Annotated in this window: 7 protein-coding genes, 3 tRNA genes, 3 rRNA genes and 1 pseudogene (1 of these 14 cut by a window edge); 1 reads left to right on the top strand and 13 read right to left on the bottom strand. The window is 54.3% G+C overall.

Features of this window, described 5'->3' with window-relative positions; translation table 11 throughout:
* Positions 1 to 4: 4 nt before the first annotated feature.
* The 4 genes from ABHF91_RS01240 to ABHF91_RS01225 are packed head-to-tail and all read right to left on the bottom strand — an operon-like array spanning position 5 to position 6,567.
* Entirely contained in the window at positions 5 to 901 is an 897-nt protein-coding gene (locus tag ABHF91_RS01240; RefSeq protein WP_409421687.1) for a hypothetical protein, read from the bottom strand.
* Positions 894 to 2,144, bottom strand: coding sequence for a hypothetical protein (locus ABHF91_RS01235; RefSeq protein WP_409421686.1), 1,251 nt, complete (start codon positions 2,142 to 2,144; stop codon positions 894 to 896). Before ABHF91_RS01235 ends, ABHF91_RS01240 begins: the two co-directional genes overlap by 8 nt.
* Positions 2,144 to 2,782 carry a hypothetical protein gene (locus ABHF91_RS01230; RefSeq protein WP_409421685.1) on the bottom strand — a complete coding sequence of 213 codons (639 nt, stop codon included), beginning with the start codon at positions 2,780 to 2,782 and terminating at the stop codon, positions 2,144 to 2,146. Before ABHF91_RS01230 ends, ABHF91_RS01235 begins: the two co-directional genes overlap by 1 nt.
* Positions 2,779 to 6,567: an ATP-binding protein gene (locus tag ABHF91_RS01225; RefSeq protein WP_409421684.1), complete on the bottom strand. Its 3,789-nt coding sequence runs from the start codon at positions 6,565 to 6,567 to the stop codon at positions 2,779 to 2,781. The genes ABHF91_RS01230 and ABHF91_RS01225 overlap by 4 nt, the downstream gene beginning before the upstream one ends.
* Positions 6,568 to 6,854: 287 nt before the next feature.
* On the opposite strand from ABHF91_RS01225, the gene ABHF91_RS01220 reads away from it, so the two are divergent.
* Positions 6,855 to 7,211, top strand: coding sequence for a helix-turn-helix domain-containing protein (locus ABHF91_RS01220; RefSeq protein ID WP_409421683.1), 357 nt, complete (start codon positions 6,855 to 6,857; stop codon positions 7,209 to 7,211).
* A gap of 413 nt (positions 7,212 to 7,624) precedes the next feature.
* Here the strand turns inward: ABHF91_RS01220 and ABHF91_RS01215 are convergent, their stop codons facing one another.
* The 9 genes and pseudogenes from ABHF91_RS01215 to ABHF91_RS01175 form a co-directional block, all read right to left on the bottom strand.
* Positions 7,625 to 8,932 carry a helicase-related protein gene (locus ABHF91_RS01215; protein ID WP_409423069.1) on the bottom strand — a complete coding sequence of 436 codons (1,308 nt, stop codon included), beginning with the start codon at positions 8,930 to 8,932 and terminating at the stop codon, positions 7,625 to 7,627.
* Between the two features lie 492 nt (positions 8,933 to 9,424).
* A pseudogene (locus ABHF91_RS01210) lies at positions 9,425 to 10,024 on the bottom strand (DEAD/DEAH box helicase); the annotation flags it as partial.
* Positions 10,025 to 10,445: 421 nt separating this feature from the next.
* Positions 10,446 to 12,434 (bottom strand): tetratricopeptide repeat protein, encoded by a 1,989-nt coding sequence (locus ABHF91_RS01205; RefSeq protein WP_409421682.1) that lies wholly within the window; start codon positions 12,432 to 12,434, stop codon positions 10,446 to 10,448.
* 350 nt (positions 12,435 to 12,784) lie between these two features.
* A tRNA-Asp gene (locus ABHF91_RS01200) sits at positions 12,785 to 12,861 on the bottom strand.
* Between the two features lie 56 nt (positions 12,862 to 12,917).
* Positions 12,918 to 13,032, bottom strand: a 5S ribosomal RNA gene (rrf, locus tag ABHF91_RS01195).
* 74 nt (positions 13,033 to 13,106) lie between these two features.
* Positions 13,107 to 15,995: ribosomal RNA gene (locus tag ABHF91_RS01190) — 23S ribosomal RNA — on the bottom strand.
* A 211-nt stretch (positions 15,996 to 16,206) separates the two neighbouring features.
* Positions 16,207 to 16,282 (bottom strand) — tRNA-Ala (locus ABHF91_RS01185).
* 6 nt (positions 16,283 to 16,288) lie between these two features.
* Positions 16,289 to 16,365, bottom strand: a tRNA-Ile gene (locus ABHF91_RS01180).
* Positions 16,366 to 16,441: 76 nt separating this feature from the next.
* Positions 16,442 to 16,512 (bottom strand): 16S ribosomal RNA (locus ABHF91_RS01175); it runs 1,472 nt beyond the window's last position.
* The 16S, 23S and 5S rRNA genes sit together here with 3 tRNA genes alongside, the layout of an rRNA operon.

Genomic DNA, 16,512 nt, shown 5'->3' with positions numbered 1-16,512 from the left:
ACTATTACGACAGATTTGCCGATGCATTCATGCTCAGCGTCTTCAGCTTCATGGTCTGCGTAACCAAATGCTCCTGGGTGATGGCTAGTTTGTGTGCCATCAGATAGTTGTAGATCTCGGCCAATTCTTGGGCTAAGTCATTCTGCGGCACCAGATAAGCCAATTGCTCACGTTGCCTAGTGAAATCCTCTGGCTTGTTGATATGCTTAATGGCCGGGTGTTGATGCAGGCGGCTCCAGTCGACCGGCACCACGGCGGTCAACGGGCGCAATAGATGCAAATGCTGCAACATATTCACGCCAGCCGGATCGAAGTCGAAAAAACCGTACACGTTGGTCGACTCAGGAAGATTCCGCAATAAGCTTTGCAGCAACCGTTGATTGATGCCATGCCCCCGGTAGACGATCAGTGCCTGCTGGCATTCTGCTGGCAGCAGACCCACCCAATCTGGCCAGTGCGTAAGCAGGCTGCCATTCTCAACCACCAGCAAGCCGGTCAGGCGCTGTAGATCCAGCTGTTCTGACCTGAGATTGATTGAGACCCCTTCCGGCGTCACCAGCGTCATTCCGTTCACCAGTGGAATAGGCAGTCCCTGCGCTCTAGCCACCGTCAACAAGGACTCGAACACTCCGCTCCGAGCCAGCTTTTCATCGCGTGCCTGAGTCGCCATGGTCATGCGATCAGAAGCCTGCAGATCCATAGCCCGAACCTGACCACCAAGCTCTCGGCTCAGCGCCGTCTCAATACGGTCCAGCTCCTGTTGGCTGAAATACAGCACATCACCCACACGCCGACCCACTCCCAGTTCGTTAGCATAGGCTTGCAATCTGGCATTAACACGCACGTAAGTATTGCGCTGTCGGAGTAGCTTCTGCAGACAGGTCAGCAGCGTCTTATCCATGCACCACCTTTCGGAATTTCAAATCCCGCACTACGTGGTTGCCCGAATAATTGGCTACCGGTGTTTCGTCGATTTCCAGCTCAACCTTATTTGCCAGCTCCTTGTCTTGGGTGCGATAGCGGCTGATGAGCACCATCAGCCAGATATCGAATTCCACATCCAGTCCCAGCTGCTGGTAACCCTCACTGGCACTGAGCGCGTGCAGGCCGCCGTCAGACAGCAGCGCGTCGAAAAAGAAGTCGACTGAGGAGTAAATAGGATCTACCTGCTCAGGAATAGGTTCATCGCTGCCCACCGTCACCGGCACAAAGTCTGGTTTCTCCCTCCGAGGTTTCGTGCCGCTAATACTTTCTGCCGCCTGGCAGGCCAGTTCGGTCAGTAAGTCGTGGTCAATGGGGCTAGCCAGATTTGGGTAGGCCACTAGCAGCAACGGCGCCACCTTGACCATCGAATCCGGTAAATCCGGTAAGTTCGAATACAGGTCAATATTGGGCGCAAACCCAGGGTGGCGCTGGTAGTGCTGGGCAAAGGTATCAACCAGGTGGTTGAGGCGCTGATTTTCACGGTCATTCTGCAACCGGGCCAAGATCTCCCGCAGCCGGTGGGCGATGTTGACCAGCTCCTGACGACAATCATCCATGGTCCGCTTCAGGGTCTTCATCAGCAAGCGGCTCAGCAGCGGGTCATTGCCGGCCATGTCATTGAGCTCCACGATCGTACATTCGGCGAACAGCTGGTTGAGCCGGCCGATTTTGGACAGCGCCTCCTGGTTTTTCGCGATCTTGATGTCGATGCTACTGAAAGTGCCGAACTCCGTATGAACCCAAAAGGAGAACTGCTGGATCAGTTCACGCAGCAGGTCGACGAGTTCGAATACCTGCTCCTGGATGTCCGCCTCCAGGCCTTGCTGATCCTCGATTTGGCCACCCACCTGGGCACGGCGGTAGTTTTCGCAATCGGTCTTCAGATGCTCCAGCATGTCCGCTACCGAGCCCACCGCCAGCCGCAAGCGATAGGTCTTGGTGACATGGTGCAGCATGCGCATCACTACGCCGGTCAGCTGCACGCCGAAATCGTCATCGGTGCGGAAGGCAAGCCGGTTTTTCAATAGCGAGTCAATGGCAGTCAGGTTGGCATCGGTGTTCTCGACCGTGCCCCGATGCTGGAATGCGGCCTCGCAGACCGGCTCGATATAACGAGTGAGGGCGCTGGTGGCCGCACGGGCTTCCTCTTGTCTGGACATCAGAACAGTTCCCCCTGATTGCCACGACCCTCGTCCTGCCCCGCGTCCTGCTGGATCCCCTCAAACTGGCGCACGAATTCCAGCTGTTCGTACAGCAATGACCACTTGGCCGTAGCCACATACACAGAACTGGCACCGCTGAGGCACTTGAGGTAATCGTTGTCGGCCAGGTATTCCAGCACGGCGCGCAGTTTCTGCTTGGGGTCGCCTTGAGCACGCCCAGGTTTGAGCTTGTGGGCAACATCGAGCAACTGTGTTTGCAGGACCGGTGAATCCTCAATCGCCGCCAGCAGGTCAGATTCCCGGATGGTGTCGCGAGCCATCAGCGGCCGATCCGCATTGGTGGCGCTCCGGGCCCAGCGCAGCCACTGCACTAGGCCATCAAACTCGGAGGCCACCACTTCGAATTGTCGTCGGATCTTCGGTCTGAACTGTTCGGGATGGACATAGCCACAGTAGTAGCCCGCCTGATCGTTGGTAACCAGCAGGATGCGCTCAAGCCGGTACAAGAAGCCATTGACCTCGGTGCGGCTGGCTTCGGACCGCAGGTAGCGGTACAACCCCTCTTCGCTGGTTTCGCAAATCACCTTGCCTGCCAGCAGGGCTTCCACGCAATCGCTGAAACAGGCGTTCATCATTCAGTCTCCCCGGTAGTGGCTGGCAACCGATCTGGCGTGGCGAGGTTTGGATCGCCCTGTGCCGGCAGTGACTCCGGTTCGGCCAGTTGCCGCGCTGCCAGTAGCGGATTGGCTCGCACGCCCTGCACGCTGTCCTGGTAGCGACGAACCCCGCATTCGCGGCTCAGTTCGTTTTTGACAGCGAACAGTCGGCTCAGATCCGGTGACGGATTAGGCTGGGCACAGAACAGCACGATGTTGTATTGATCCATCAGCTCAAACAGCAGGGTGATGTTTTCCTCGGCCAGCTTACCCAGTTCATCCAGCGGCCAATGAATACGCACCGACCGGTCAGGGCACAGATAACGGGTCATGCCGCAGAACACCACGATGATGGCCAGCATGGAAATCCCGGTACTGCCGACGTTCTTCAGGTCGGCATCGGTATGAATGGGCACCCGTCGGCCATTTTCTGTCAGGGCGATGGTCAGCTCCACCAGCGAACTGAGGTTGTTGTCTATGCGCGAACGACTCATCTCATCGGACACCAGAGCCAGCGATTGCACAAACCCAGGGCCCGGCAAGCCGTCAGCCCCTTCGATACTCCATTGCTCCCACTGTTCCCGGAAGGCCTGTAGCGGCGCCCATAGGCCGTATTCTCCGATCCGCGAGCTGAGACTGATCTCGATGTCATTGAGGAAGGCGAAGCCATGATGAGTGTTGAGATGGTGCTTGAGGGTATTGGACACCGTCCGCACTTTACGATTGAGCATCCCCAGGGTGTCATGATATTCGGCGATCCGGGTGCCGATGGCGCGGATGGTCACCAGCACGCTATCGCGGATCTGCGGCAGGCCAGTGTCAAGCAAAGTGGCAATATCGTCGATGCTGGCCAGAAAAAAGGCCTCGGACATAGATGCAAATTGACTTTGCTCCCGGCGTGCGTCCACTAGGCCACGCCAATATTGCTGAACTTGGGAATTGCCCTGCTGCCGCTCCAGGCCACCCATGATTTCGCGGACCGCTCCGATCAGGCTGGCGCGCAACCCTGCTTCCTGCTTGATTGCCTCGCCGGCATAAACCAGCAAATTGGCCGGGCTGGTTGGCAGGGGCTCCCCGTCCGGCGTCAGCTGCGTGATCAGGCTGTCGTTCAGTCGGCTGGCAATGGTGTTGCGCAGGCCCTCCGCCTGGTTACGGCTGGCCTGGAGTTGCCGCTGCTGCTGGCTGTATTCGTCCTCAGTCTTGCTGAATTGGGCCATCCGTTCCGTATGCAGCTGCAAAAGTGCCTCAGACTTCTGCTTCGTCGCACGCACTTCCTGTTCCAGCCGGCCTTCGTTGGCATCCATCTGCGGCTTTCGGGCCCACTCCACGCCAAGCCAACGCTGATAATTCTCCACCAGCGGCTGATAGCCCGTCACTGTTGCCACCTTAGCCTCGGCCTGGTCAAGACGTTGCTTTGCCGCCTGCAAGGTGGTCTTGTCGATACCCTTGTCCTGGCACTGGCGCTCAAAACTATGTTGCAACTCGGCCAACTGAAGGGTCAGCTGCTGTTTTAGTTCGACAATCTGCGCGTCCAGTTGTGCCAGCACGGCCTGATGGGCGTCATATTGGTCCAGCCAGTCGGCTTCGGCCTGCAGCCGGGTAGCTTCATGCAGCTCACCCAGTTGCTGAAGTTGCTGCTGGCAGGCCTGTTTGTACTGCTCCAGTGCTCGGCGGGCGGCGTCCTCAGCCTGCTTTGCAAGCAACTGCCGCGCCTGGATGGCGGCGCGCTGGCGGATCCTGGCGCTGTCAATCATGGTCTTGGTTTGTTCAACCTGAGCCTTGGTTTTATCTTCGGCGCTGACACACAAGGCCTTTTGCTGCTGCGTGGTTTTTAATTCAGACGCCAACTGTCGCTGCTGCTCAGTCAGTCTGGCCAGATCTTCCTCGATGTTGGTAATATGCAGCGTCAGCCTGTTTAGCTGCTCGTCCAGCTCGGCATCGCTACGAGCTTCCGCCAGCGGTTCAATCGCATCCAGTGCCAGGGTAAGGCCGTAGAGATTGTTATCCACCACCCCGTCCAGGTAGACGGGATCCAGATCCGTGCGGCGCAGCAATTCTGGATTGAGCACCTTCCCGATGGTGCTTCGCCAGTCATGCTCAGCATTTTTAAGATAAGCCAGCAGGCTACTGTTTTTCGGGTGGCGCTGAAACAGCAGGTCAGCTTGCTCGGTACGCCTATCATCCAGCAGCCGCATCTTGGCCTCATGGGTGCGCAGCAAATCGCCTTGCTGGCGCTGCAGTGCATCCAGTTTCTGGTTGACCGCCGCCGTGGCGCTACGGGCGGCCGTAGAAGCAGTAAAGGCGGCCTCTCGATCATGCTCCAGCCGTCCTAGCTCAGCCTGCTCCTCCTCGCTCGGATGACCGGCATTGACGTGATCTACCCGTGCTTGCGCGAGCAGGTTTTGCAGCCCGTCCTTGTGCTGGTCATGCTGGCGCCGCAAGGACTCCATCGCCTGCTCTCTGGCCTGCTGCAACTCCTCCAGGTAGGACTGGTGTGCCTGCTCCTTTGGCTTGAACACCGCTCTCTGGCGCGATTGTTCATCATGCACGGTGTCAATATGACGCTGGGTCCGCTCTTTGAGCTGCGACTGGGCGGTTTCCAGTGCCCGCTGCTCGGCCTGCATACCATGCAGCAATTGCTGGTGGAAGGTCCGAGCATTGGCCAGCTGCTCGCGGAACTGGCCCAGTTGCAGCAATTCTTGTTGCTTGGTGACCATGTCGGCATCATCGAATTCGGCCTTCTTGCGATACAGCTGTTCCAGCTCTAATTTCAGGTGATCCAACTCAGTTTCCAGATCGGAAAGCGCCCCGATCAGTTCTCCACGCTGAACACGATAGGTGCGCTGCTCATCCTCGCTCTGCTGGCTTAGCTGCCGAAGCTGGGTATCAAGTTCGGTCAGGCGCCGTTCCCAGTCTGCCACCAATCCGGTGATCTGCTGCTGGCAGGCCAGGATTTCCCGCCACCACTGTTTCAGTTGCTGGTGTCCACTCAGCACCTGGCGCAATTTACTCTCATCACGATTGAAATTATCCAGGCTTTCTAGATCCCGGATCAGCGATTGATCCTTGTGGTTGTAGGGCAGAGAGGAGATGGATATATGCTCTTCTAGGAAGCTGGCGACAATCATGCGCTTGAATTGTTCCAGCAGTTGGTTGTGCGACAGTAATACCGAGGTTAGCGCCTCGATGTGGTGCATGTGGCTGGTGCTACCCCCCAAACTAAAGTCACGTGCCACCGGCAGCCAGATGCGACCAGTTTTGCCATTGCGGGTCAGCTGCTTGAGGTTGTTTTGCAGGATGGCTCGGTAGTCAGTTATGAGATCAATCTGGTTGCTGACAGTGACCCCCAGCGCCGGCAGCTCATGACGCAAAAGTGTGCGGGCGTCCATGCCAGCCTGAAAATGTGTGGCCAGTGCCGGGTGGAAAATTGTGTCCTCAGCCGCGCCGGCAATGAAACGATAGGCATGCGAGCTATCATTTTTACGGTACAGCACCGCACAGCAGATGCCACTTGACCGGGCGTATTCGAACACCACCATGCTTTGATCGGAAGGCAGGTAGCGGTCGACAAAGCCATCCTTGCTGGCGGCTCGCTCCATCAGCAAGTAAGGCTCCTGGCCGTAAAAGATCGGAATCAACATCAGCGCCGAAGTTTTACCCGCCCCGTTAGTGCCGGTATTATTGGTATGCCCCCTGCAGTCAATTCGAGTGCGCAAACCTCGGTAATACGAATCGTGAAGGATAATAGCGTGCAATCCTGGCATAATCAGTTCCACGTAAAATGATTAGTATGATATGGAAAGTCACGTAGCGTCATTTTGACAACCATTTCATCGTTACACCGTTTAATACGGATCCTATACAGCCTTCCAATACTGTTGATGACGTTGATTCAGAACTAAGGTACTCGTGATTAATTCAACTTGATGTATGTCGCTTACTACTTAAGTCACTATCGGCGATAGCTAAATAACACCTGAACTGGCGCTAAGCAGAAACGAGAAAAATCTAACCACCCGGCATCAATCATGCATCCTACCCATGGTTTGGTGTGGCTTGTATACAGTGCATCCGGCATTATTACACCGGTCACGGCACACATTACAGATCCAGCCGAGGGCTCCATTCACGTCAAAAGCACGTCGCCCATAACCTTCCTCAAGAAGCGATTCCGGACGAAAAATCATTCCAGGAAAAACGACGCATCACTCTCTCCGAGGTGAGCGAAAAGACAGGGATAAGCCGAGCAACCCTGACTCGAATCGCTAACATCCCAGGCAATGTGACCAACACCGATACCATCAACGCCCTGTGCAAGTACTTTGCGTGCCAGCCAGGAGAGCTGCTTAGTTATGTGGAAGACGCAGCTGAAACAGCAAGTTCAGATCCGGAGCATCCGGCACCCTAAGGTGAAATCACCATGCATCTCTTAAGCTCATGCAGCGATTTCTTCACCTATGAGATGCTGTTTCACTGTGGAAATACTTGGCAGCAGGAACGCTGCGACAATACGCCACAGCACCCTGCCGGATCTGCCCTACAGCCGTTTCTGAGCTGCCTGTGCGGCAGCGAGGTATAGTACATGGTATGGTTTTGTATAGTACATGGTATGGTTTTGTATAGTACATGGTATGGTTTTGTATAGTACATGGTATGGTTTTGCATGGTACATTTTCTGAGCTACCCGTGCGGCAGCGAGGTGATTGTAATTAATCATTATCTTACTGATTGTTAAAGAACTTATCTGAGAGTGCTAATCAAAGCCTGTTAGAACAAGGGCGTAGAACACATATAAAAATCAATGTTATTCACGCTTCTTCCTTAAATCGTCCAACCGGCGGTGGCCCATTGCAGGTTCTCCGGAATTAGGTAGCGGTTGCTAACGCTTGCCAAGCGTTGGTTGATAGCACTTTCGGCACCTGCAAACAGCGCCTTGCAATGCTCTGGCATCGGTTTTAGCTCGGCAGGTTGCGCTGGCTGCAGCAGCCACTGCCCAATGGCTTCGGTATTTAGCTTCGCGCCCCCTTCGTTGACCTGAATGGTCACGAACTCCTCGCGCATACGTTTGCCCTGCAATCCTTGCCAGCGCAGCATAGCTCCGAACAGCGCCCCTTCACCTAGCTCATCTCCCTGCACCACTGCGGCCAGGCCGCCAAAGTCATAGTCACGTGCCTTGTTGAGTAGGTACCGCATGAGTGGCGAGTTGAGGTCGAGCATTTGGGTATCCGGCCGATGGGCAGCTAGCTCTCGATCCAGGGTGACATCCATACGCGGTGAAGCCTTGGGTGACATGCCTAGCTCGCGCATCACTAGCTCCGACAAGCGGATACGCAGCAGCTTGCTCTTGTGGGTACGTTCGGCGACTTCTATACCTAGCTGATAACACATTCCCAGCACGAAGCTGAGCAGGTGTTCTTGAGTGATTTGCAGCTCATCACGCAGCTCGTTAGCATCACTTCTAGCCGCATACTCGAACAATTCACGCTGCTTGCCGATTGATGTTTGCGCTTGGCGCAGGGCCTCGTCAATGCGTTCGCGGGTGCGCTCGATCCCCTGCAGTGTGGCCGCTTGCAGGATATCCTCAACATCAATGAGCTCGGCCAGCTCGCCGAGGATCTCATCTTTCAGGCCCTCGTTGAACTCATCTTTCTGTACCGCAGCCATGTCATGAACCACTGAGTCGATGCGGTCGTATAACAGGTCGATGATATGCTGATCCATGGTGTCAGGCTGGTGGATGTTGAAGACCACGACCTTTTTCTTCTGGCCGTAGCGATAGAGGCGACCGATCCGCTGCACTAAACGCATGGGGTTCCAGGGCAGATCGAAGTTAATCATGATGTGGCACTGGCGCTGCAGGTTGATACCTTCTCCACCGGCCTCGGTGGAGATCAAGAATTGGCCATGATCCTCAAATCGGGCAATGGCATCGCGGCGCTCAGCATGCCCCATCGAGCCATTGATAAGCTCGACTTTGTCTTCGCCGAAATGATACCGCAAGGTCTCGCACAGGTAATCTTGTGTCGTGCGGTACTCGGTGAAGATCAACACCTTTTCTACGGGGTTGGTTGCCAGAATCTTGCGGATGACCTCATCGATGAACAGCTGGAGCTTGCAGTCGTTATGCATGAGCTGTTCAGCTTCTTCGATCAGCTCATTTAGCAGCATAATTTCCCCGGCGAAGAACTCCTTGGCGTTTGTTGCCAACTGCTCTTCCCATTCGCCGAAGTAGCGCTCGTCGACCGGCTCATCAGTGCCATGCTCGTCGTTGAGTTTCTTTTCCAAGCGAGCTAGGCGATTGCGCAGCGCGTTGAGGATTGCCGCCGAGCTGGATGCTGCCAGCTTGCGATAGACCGTCATCACGAAGCCGATGGCATTACCGGTGCGCCCCATCTCCACACCTGCTGCGTAGCCCCGGCGTAAGTAATCCTGCAGGCCCTTATCAAAAGCCTGTGACTCCTCGCTAGCAGGCACTTTCATCGCGCGCGTGATCTTCCCTTGGAAGATGAAGTTACCCTCAGCATCGGTCACATCCGCTTTGTGGTTACGGTAGACCATGTCATGGAGGATTTCCGGCTTTAGGCTGAGCAACATTAGCTCTCGGCGACGCTCTGGGCGCAGCAATTCGAGCAGGGCAATGAACTTGTCCTGCATCCCCTGGTGAGGCGTAGCGCTGAGCAGCAACATATGCTCAGTTTTTCCGCGCAGACTGGCTGCCAGCGCGTAACGATCAGAGCTGTCGAGCTTTTGCCCGTACTGGCGGCGACTGAGGCGATGCCCTTCATCGAAAATGATCAGGTCCCAATCCTCGGCCTGCAGCAGGCTTGCCAAGTGATCTTCCTGCTTGAAGCGATCCATGGAGCCGATCACGTGGTCATGCATCTTCCACTGACGAGTCTCGTTGATTGAGAAGTCTTCTCCGTAAATCTCGAACTCATCCAGCATAAACTTGTCATAGAGTTCTTCCTGCCATTGTTTGGTCAGCCCAGCTGGAGTGATCAACAGAACCCGCTTGATCTGTCGACGCTGATGCAAGGCATGCAAGAGCATGCCGGTTTCGATGGTTTTACCGAGCCCCACGTCATCGGCAATCAGCCAGTTGAAATTGCCTGAGGCCAGAATGTGGTGAACCAAATTGATCTGGTGTGGTAAGGGCTCGATATTCAGATGAGAGAGCGCCCCAGTGTTCTCGTTCCAGGTCTCGATGGCATGCGCAAGCATGCGCAAGCGCATGCGCTCTGCATCCAGCTCCTTGCCTGTGGCTGCCGTGATAAAGCGGTGCTTGGCACCTTTCACTTGGCGCAGGTGCTGATAGGGCAACCAGTGCCGCTCTCCACTTTCCGGAAAATCGACCAGCACTTGCTGGGAGCCCGCCAGGATACGCTGCTGCATGATGCTGCCAATACCCAGCGAACGCACACCTGTACCGGGAGTCGCATCTTGAACATCCATGCCGTTCTGGAAACCAGAGCCAACCAAGCTGGCGTCAACCATGCCTTGGTAGCGCTCAGGCATGAACCAACTCACCTGCAATTTGGAGCCACTGTCTCCGTGAGGCATCTTGACCATGCCATAACGGTACTTTTCACCGCTGGGCAGGGGTTGGCTAACCCAACAGCCGGTAACATGGGTAAGGCGTTGATCAGACATCGATTAAGATCTCCTTGCTCGTTTGCGTGGCCATTGAATATGCATCTACAGGAATCGGCTTGTCACTCGCATAGCAGCCAGGTTCCTGGGGGTGTTTGGTTTGAAATACACCGTAAGCGCGTAGCTTGGCTGTCTGTTCGATCTCCAGCAGATCGCTAATCCCAAGATCACTGTACTCCTCGACGGGTAATTCATGAGGACTGCAAAAGTTGAATGGCAGCCTGGCGGGTAAACAGCTAGGTAGGTTACAAATCCGAAACCATAGGAAACGGTTGAACGAGCGGAATGCTCGACGGAGGCTAGGGCTGTCGTACCAGTACTCGAACAACGATTCGATGAATTGCTCGATTTCTTCTATTTGCGGCAATGATTCAAAGGCTCGAATCAGCATCAAAGCTGTCGGCCATGACATGACATACTGTGACAAGTTGCTTGAACCGTTCCTGTCATAGGCAATCCAGTAGTAGTCATTCTCAGCCCAAAGTGCTTTCACATGAGCAGCCAGGATCAGCTCATCTTGGATCATACCTTTGTCAATTTCTCGCTCCAATGCCAGCCGAGTGGCTCCCCACCCGTTCATCACAAAAATCTGCTGAACTAAGGGAAGCATCGATAATGACCAGCCCGCTCGGCTGATCAGCGCTACTGCTTTCTGCAGCGCTCGATCTTCACGGCTAAGTCTTTCATCAAGCAGCTCAGTATCAGAATCGAAGCTACCTTGGCTGTCATACACGTCGTCGGGATCAAAGGCATAAGGCGCAAACTCGTCGTCATTTTGTTCATCATGAATCTCAAGTTCATCAGCTACACCAAAATAGAGCTCATCCGGCTCGACCAATATCTCATCATTATCGAAGAAGTCATCCTCAGGCTCATAACTATCAGGCTGATTGACTTGATACTCTTCCAAATCGAGGGCTAATTCAGGTGGATCGTAAAAATCGATACCACCAACCAACTCTTGAATATCGCTGTCGCTGTAGTAGCTCTCTGAACCAGAAGGTCGCTGCTCATCAAGTAATGCTTCCTCAGATGTCAGAAACTGTCGAAGAACTGCATCGCAGAGGGCGTCGTCCGCCGTTACAGATAACGGTGTTGATAGTGACGGCTCTACTTTGAAGTGAGGCGCATCGCGCGCTAGGATTCTGGCTCCCTGCGGCGTTAACTCTTCATCCACCGGCTTACATGCACGAGCCAAGGACAGGGTTTTGCACTCATCGGAAGAAAGGACACTCGTATCCTCAGTTACTGGCAAAGAAACTGGCAAAATGGCTGTTTCGTTGCCATGGCTCGACTCCAGACCATCATGAGGGGGGCCTTCGGGATGCGACGTGACCGGTTCAGGGACTTCGTCTCGCCAGCTTGGGGCAGCGTCTAGCCCGACAAAAACTCTGGCATCGGAGGTGATGTATTCCAGATCAGCAGCTGTGACTGCCTCGTCATCCATCTCGGAGACGTGATCGATTTCTTGGGGCTGGTCAATAAAGGCGGTCTGCTGCCTTCTCGCCAGCAAAGCGCGCTGCCTCAAAGCCGCCGCCTGCTTTGGACGGTGCTGCAGTATGTAAACTCGCCCTAACAGATCGAGAAGCTCGGGATCTTCGTTCTCAGTAAGCCCCTCCTCCAGCAGCTCCACTGCAGCAACCAACTTTCCCGAACTCACCTGAGCGTTGACTGATTGCAACAGTTGCTCACGGTTGCGGGCATTGCGAGCAGGCGAACGAGCAGCCTTGTGACGCTCAAATAGGAGAATGAGCTCAAGCTTCTTTATGATTCCTAGCAGATCCGGATGTTCTCGCAGAAAGTCGCTGATCACAATTTTGGCCTGATCCAGTTGCCCATCATCTAGAGTCTGGCCACACGAGCTCAACCAATTATCGGTTGTACGCACCTTCATCAGATCCCGAACATGTTTTTCCAGCTCTATGCTGTCACGTTCCGCAAGCAAATCCCTCAGACTATGCAGCAGGTCTTCCCAATCCATCCCCAGCTCCAAACGTCCCTCACCCCATAGCCAATACAAGCCATCAGTCCATGAACCTCTTCATGTTATCCGTATGGAACACAGACTATGACGATGCCGAGCAGCACATCAATTTTCACTAATTTACGTGAAGGTATGTTTGAGAACAGTCAACTAGATAGAAAATGTAGTGTGGATCGGTTTTGTGCATTCCGCAGGTACCGATGACATCCGGTCGGATCTGATAGCGGGTCACCGAATAGTCACGGTTTGGTCACGGTCACGATGTTGCTGCAGTAATGAGGGGTTGTATCTGGGACGCGGAATAACAAAAAGCCCTTAAGCTGTAATAGCTTAAGGGCTCTGTTCAGTGGCGGAGTGGACGGGACTCGAACCCGCGACCCCCGGCGTGACAGGCCGGTATTCTAACCGACTGAACTACCACTCCGCATGTCTTGCTGCGCTTCATTGGAGAACGGGTCTTGCTCTCCGCGCGTATTGGGTGCCTGGCGGTGTCCTACTCTCACATGGCGAATGCCACACTACCATCGGCGCTACAGCGTTTCACTTCTGTGTTCGGCATGGGAACAGGTGGGTCCACTGCGCTATTGCCGCCAAGCAAATTCATAATCCGAAAAGCTGAATTCTGTTCTACTAGCACTGCTACAAGGTCTAAGACCTCTTGGGTGTTGTATGGTTAAGCCTCACGGGTAATTAGTATGGGTTAGCTCCACGCATCACTGCGCTTCCACACCCCACCTATCAACGTCGTAGTCTTCGACGGCCCTTTAGGAGGTTCAAGACCTCAGGGATGACTCATCTCAGGGCTCGCTTCCCGCTTAGATGCTTTCAGCGGTTATCGATTCCGAACTTAGCTACCGGGCAGTGCCATTGGCATGACAACCCGAACACCAGAGGTTCGTTCACTCCGGTCCTCTCGTACTAGGAGCAACTCCCTTCAATCATCCAACGCCCACGGCAGATAGGGACCGAACTGTCTCACGACGTTCTGAACCCAGCTCGCGTACCACTTTAAATGGCGAACAGCCATACCCTTGGGACCAACTTCAGCCCCAGGATGTGATGAGCCGACATCGAGGTGCCAAACACCGCCGTCGATATGAACTCTTGGGCGGTATCAGCCTGTTATCCCCGGAGTACCTTTTATCCGTTGAGCGATGGCCCTTCCATTCAGAACCACCGGATCACTATGACCTGCTTTCGCACCTGCTCGACCTGTCCGTCTCGCAGTTAAGCTGGCTTATGCCATTGCACTAACCTCCTGATGTCCGACCAGGATTAGCCAACCTTCGTGCTCCTCCGTTACTCTTTGGGAGGAGACCGCCCCAGTCAAACTACCCACCAGACACTGTCCTCACCCCGGATAACGGGGCCAAGTTAGAACATCAAACATACCAGGGTGGTATTTCAAGGTCGGCTCCACGACAACTAGCGTCATCGCTTCTAAGCCTCCCACCTATCCTACACAAGTAGGTTCAATGTTCAGTGTCAAGCTGTAGTAAAGGTTCACGGGGTCTTTCCGTCTAGCCGCGGGTACACTGCATCTTCACAGCGATTTCGATTTCACTGAGTCTCGGGTGGAGACAGCGTGGCCATGGTTACACCATTCGTGCAGGTCGGAACTTACCCGACAAGGAATTTCGCTACCTTAGGACCGTTATAGTTACGGCCGCCGTTTACCGGGGCTTCGATCAAGAGCTTCGCTTGCGCTAACCCCATCAATTAACCTTCCGGCACCGGGCAGGTGTCACACCCTATACGTCCACTTTCGTGTTTGCAGAGTGCTGTGTTTTTGTTAAACAGTCCCAGCCACCTGGTCACTGCGGCTGCCATCAGCTCTGTGAGCAAGTCACTTCACCAACAACAGCGTACCTTCTCCCGAAGTTACGGTACTATTTTGCCTAGTTCCTTCACCCGAGTTCTCTCAAGCGCCTTGGTATTCTCTACCCGACCACCTGTGTCGGTTTGGGGTACGGTTGTCTGTAACCTGAAGCTTAGAGGCTTTTCCTGGAAGCGTGGCATCAGCAACTTCCCATCCGTAGATGGTTCGTCTCGGGTCTCGACATTGTGTCTCCGGATTTGCCTGGATACACTGCCTACCGCCTTTCACCAGGACAACCAACGCCTGGCTTGCTTAGCCTTCTCCGTCCCCCCATCGCAGTTACAGCCAGTACGGGAATATTAACCCGCTTCCCATCGACTACGCTTTTCAGCCTCGCCTTAGGGGCCGACTCACCCTGCCCCGATTAACGTTGGACAGGAACCCTTGGTCTTCCGGCGAGGAGGCTTTTCACCCCCTTTATCGTTACTTACGTCAGCATTCGCACTTCTGATATCTCCAGCATGCCTTACGACACACCTTCGCAGACTTACAGAACGCTCCCCTACCACTCAATCTATTGATTGAATCCGCGGCTTCGGTGCCTGGTTTGAGCCCCGTTACATCTTCCGCGCAGGCCGACTCGACTAGTGAGCTATTACGCTTTCTTTAAATGATGGCTGCTTCTAAGCCAACATCCTAGCTGTCTGAGCCTTCCCACATCGTTTCCCACTTAACCAGAACTTTGGGACCTTAGCCGGCGGTCTGGGTTGTTTCCCTCTTCACGACGGACGTTAGCACCCGCCGTGTGTCTCCCGGATAGTACTTACTGGTATTCGGAGTTTGCATGGAGTTGGTAAGTCGGGATGACCCCCTAGTCCAAACAGTGCTCTACCCCCAGTAGTATTCGTCCGAGGCGCTACCTAAATAGCTTTCGGGGAGAACCAGCTATCACCGAGTTTGATTGGCCTTTCACCCCTAGCCACAAGTCATCCCCTAACTTTGCAACGTTAGTGGGTTCGGTCCTCCAGTACCTGTTACGGCACCTTCAACCTGCCCATGGCTAGATCACCCGGTTTCGGGTCTACTCCCAGCGACTAGTCGCCCAGTTAAGACTCGGTTTCCCTACGGCTCCCCTATTCGGTTAACCTCGCCACTGAAAGTAACTCGCTGACCCATTATACAAAAGGTACGCAGTCACCCCACAAGGAGGCTCCCACTGCTTGTACGTACACGGTTTCAGGTTCTATTTCACTCCCCTCACAGGGGTTCTTTTCGCCTTTCCCTCACGGTACTGGTTCACTATCGGTCAGTCAGTAGTATTTAGCCTTGGAGGATGGTCCCCCCATGTTCAGACAGGATATCACGTGTCCCGCCCTACTCGTTTTCACGCTGATGTCGCTTTCGTGTACGGGACTATCACCCTGTATCGTCGGCCTTTCCAGGACCGTTCCACTAACTCCATCAACGCTTAAGGGCTGCTCCCCGTTCGCTCGCCGCTACTGAGGGAATCTCGGTTGATTTCTTTTCCTCGGGGTACTGAGATGTTTCACTTCTCCCGGTTCGCCTCGTTAGACTATGTATTCATCTAACGATACTGAGTAAACTCAGTGGGTTTCCCCATTCGGACATGGTTGGCTATAACGCTTCTTACCAGCTCACCAACCCTTTTCGCAGGTTAGCACGTCCTTCATCGCCTCTGACTGCCTAGGCATCCACCGTGTACGCTTAGTCGCTTAACCATACAACCCCAAGAAGTCTTTCGACTCTCGACGTCGCACACAAGGACTGTGTTACAACTTTGTTTTCGCCAAGAAGTTCCAAGACACTTGTAACAGTATTTAGAACTTTTGAATCAGCTTTCCAGATTGTTAAAGAGCAGATTTCATTAAGAAATCAAACCGATAGCCTGATTTTTCAGGATATGAGTTTGCGTTCTTGGTCAGTCGAGAATGGTGGAGCCATGCGGGATCGAACCGCAGACCTCCTGCGTGCAAAGCAGGCGCTCTCCCAGCTGAGCTATGGCCCCAAGAAGTGGTGGGTCTGAGTAGACTCGAACTACCGACCTCACCCTTATCAGGGGTGCGCTCTAACCACCTGAGCTACAGACCCACTTCGACGGGTGCTCTCTTTACATATCAATTCAGGCAATCTGTGTGGTCACTCAGCAGACATTGCGTCATCAAGATAAGGAGGTGATCCAACCGCAGGTTCCCCTACGGTTACCTTGTTACGACTTCACCCCAGTCATGAACCACA

The sequence above is a fragment of the Pseudaeromonas aegiceratis genome, from assembly GCF_046254905.1.
Taxonomy (GTDB): domain Bacteria; phylum Pseudomonadota; class Gammaproteobacteria; order Enterobacterales; family Aeromonadaceae; genus Pseudaeromonas; species Pseudaeromonas aegiceratis.
Note: the sequence above shows the minus strand (reverse complement) of the source record. Positions and strands in the feature narration are given on the sequence as shown.

Coding starts and splice junctions, on each gene's coding strand:
- ABHF91_RS01240 (WP_409421687.1), bottom strand. CDS start 901: ATGGATAAGACGCTGCTGACCTGTCTGCAGAAGCTACTCCGACAGCGC.
- ABHF91_RS01235 (WP_409421686.1), bottom strand. CDS start 2,144: ATGTCCAGACAAGAGGAAGCCCGTGCGGCCACCAGCGCCCTCACTCGT.
- ABHF91_RS01230 (WP_409421685.1), bottom strand. CDS start 2,782: ATGATGAACGCCTGTTTCAGCGATTGCGTGGAAGCCCTGCTGGCAGGC.
- ABHF91_RS01225 (WP_409421684.1), bottom strand. CDS start 6,567: ATGCCAGGATTGCACGCTATTATCCTTCACGATTCGTATTACCGAGGT.
- ABHF91_RS01215 (WP_409423069.1), bottom strand. CDS start 8,932: ATGCATAACGACTGCAAGCTCCAGCTGTTCATCGATGAGGTCATCCGC.
- ABHF91_RS01205 (WP_409421682.1), bottom strand. CDS start 12,434: ATGGATTGGGAAGACCTGCTGCATAGTCTGAGGGATTTGCTTGCGGAA.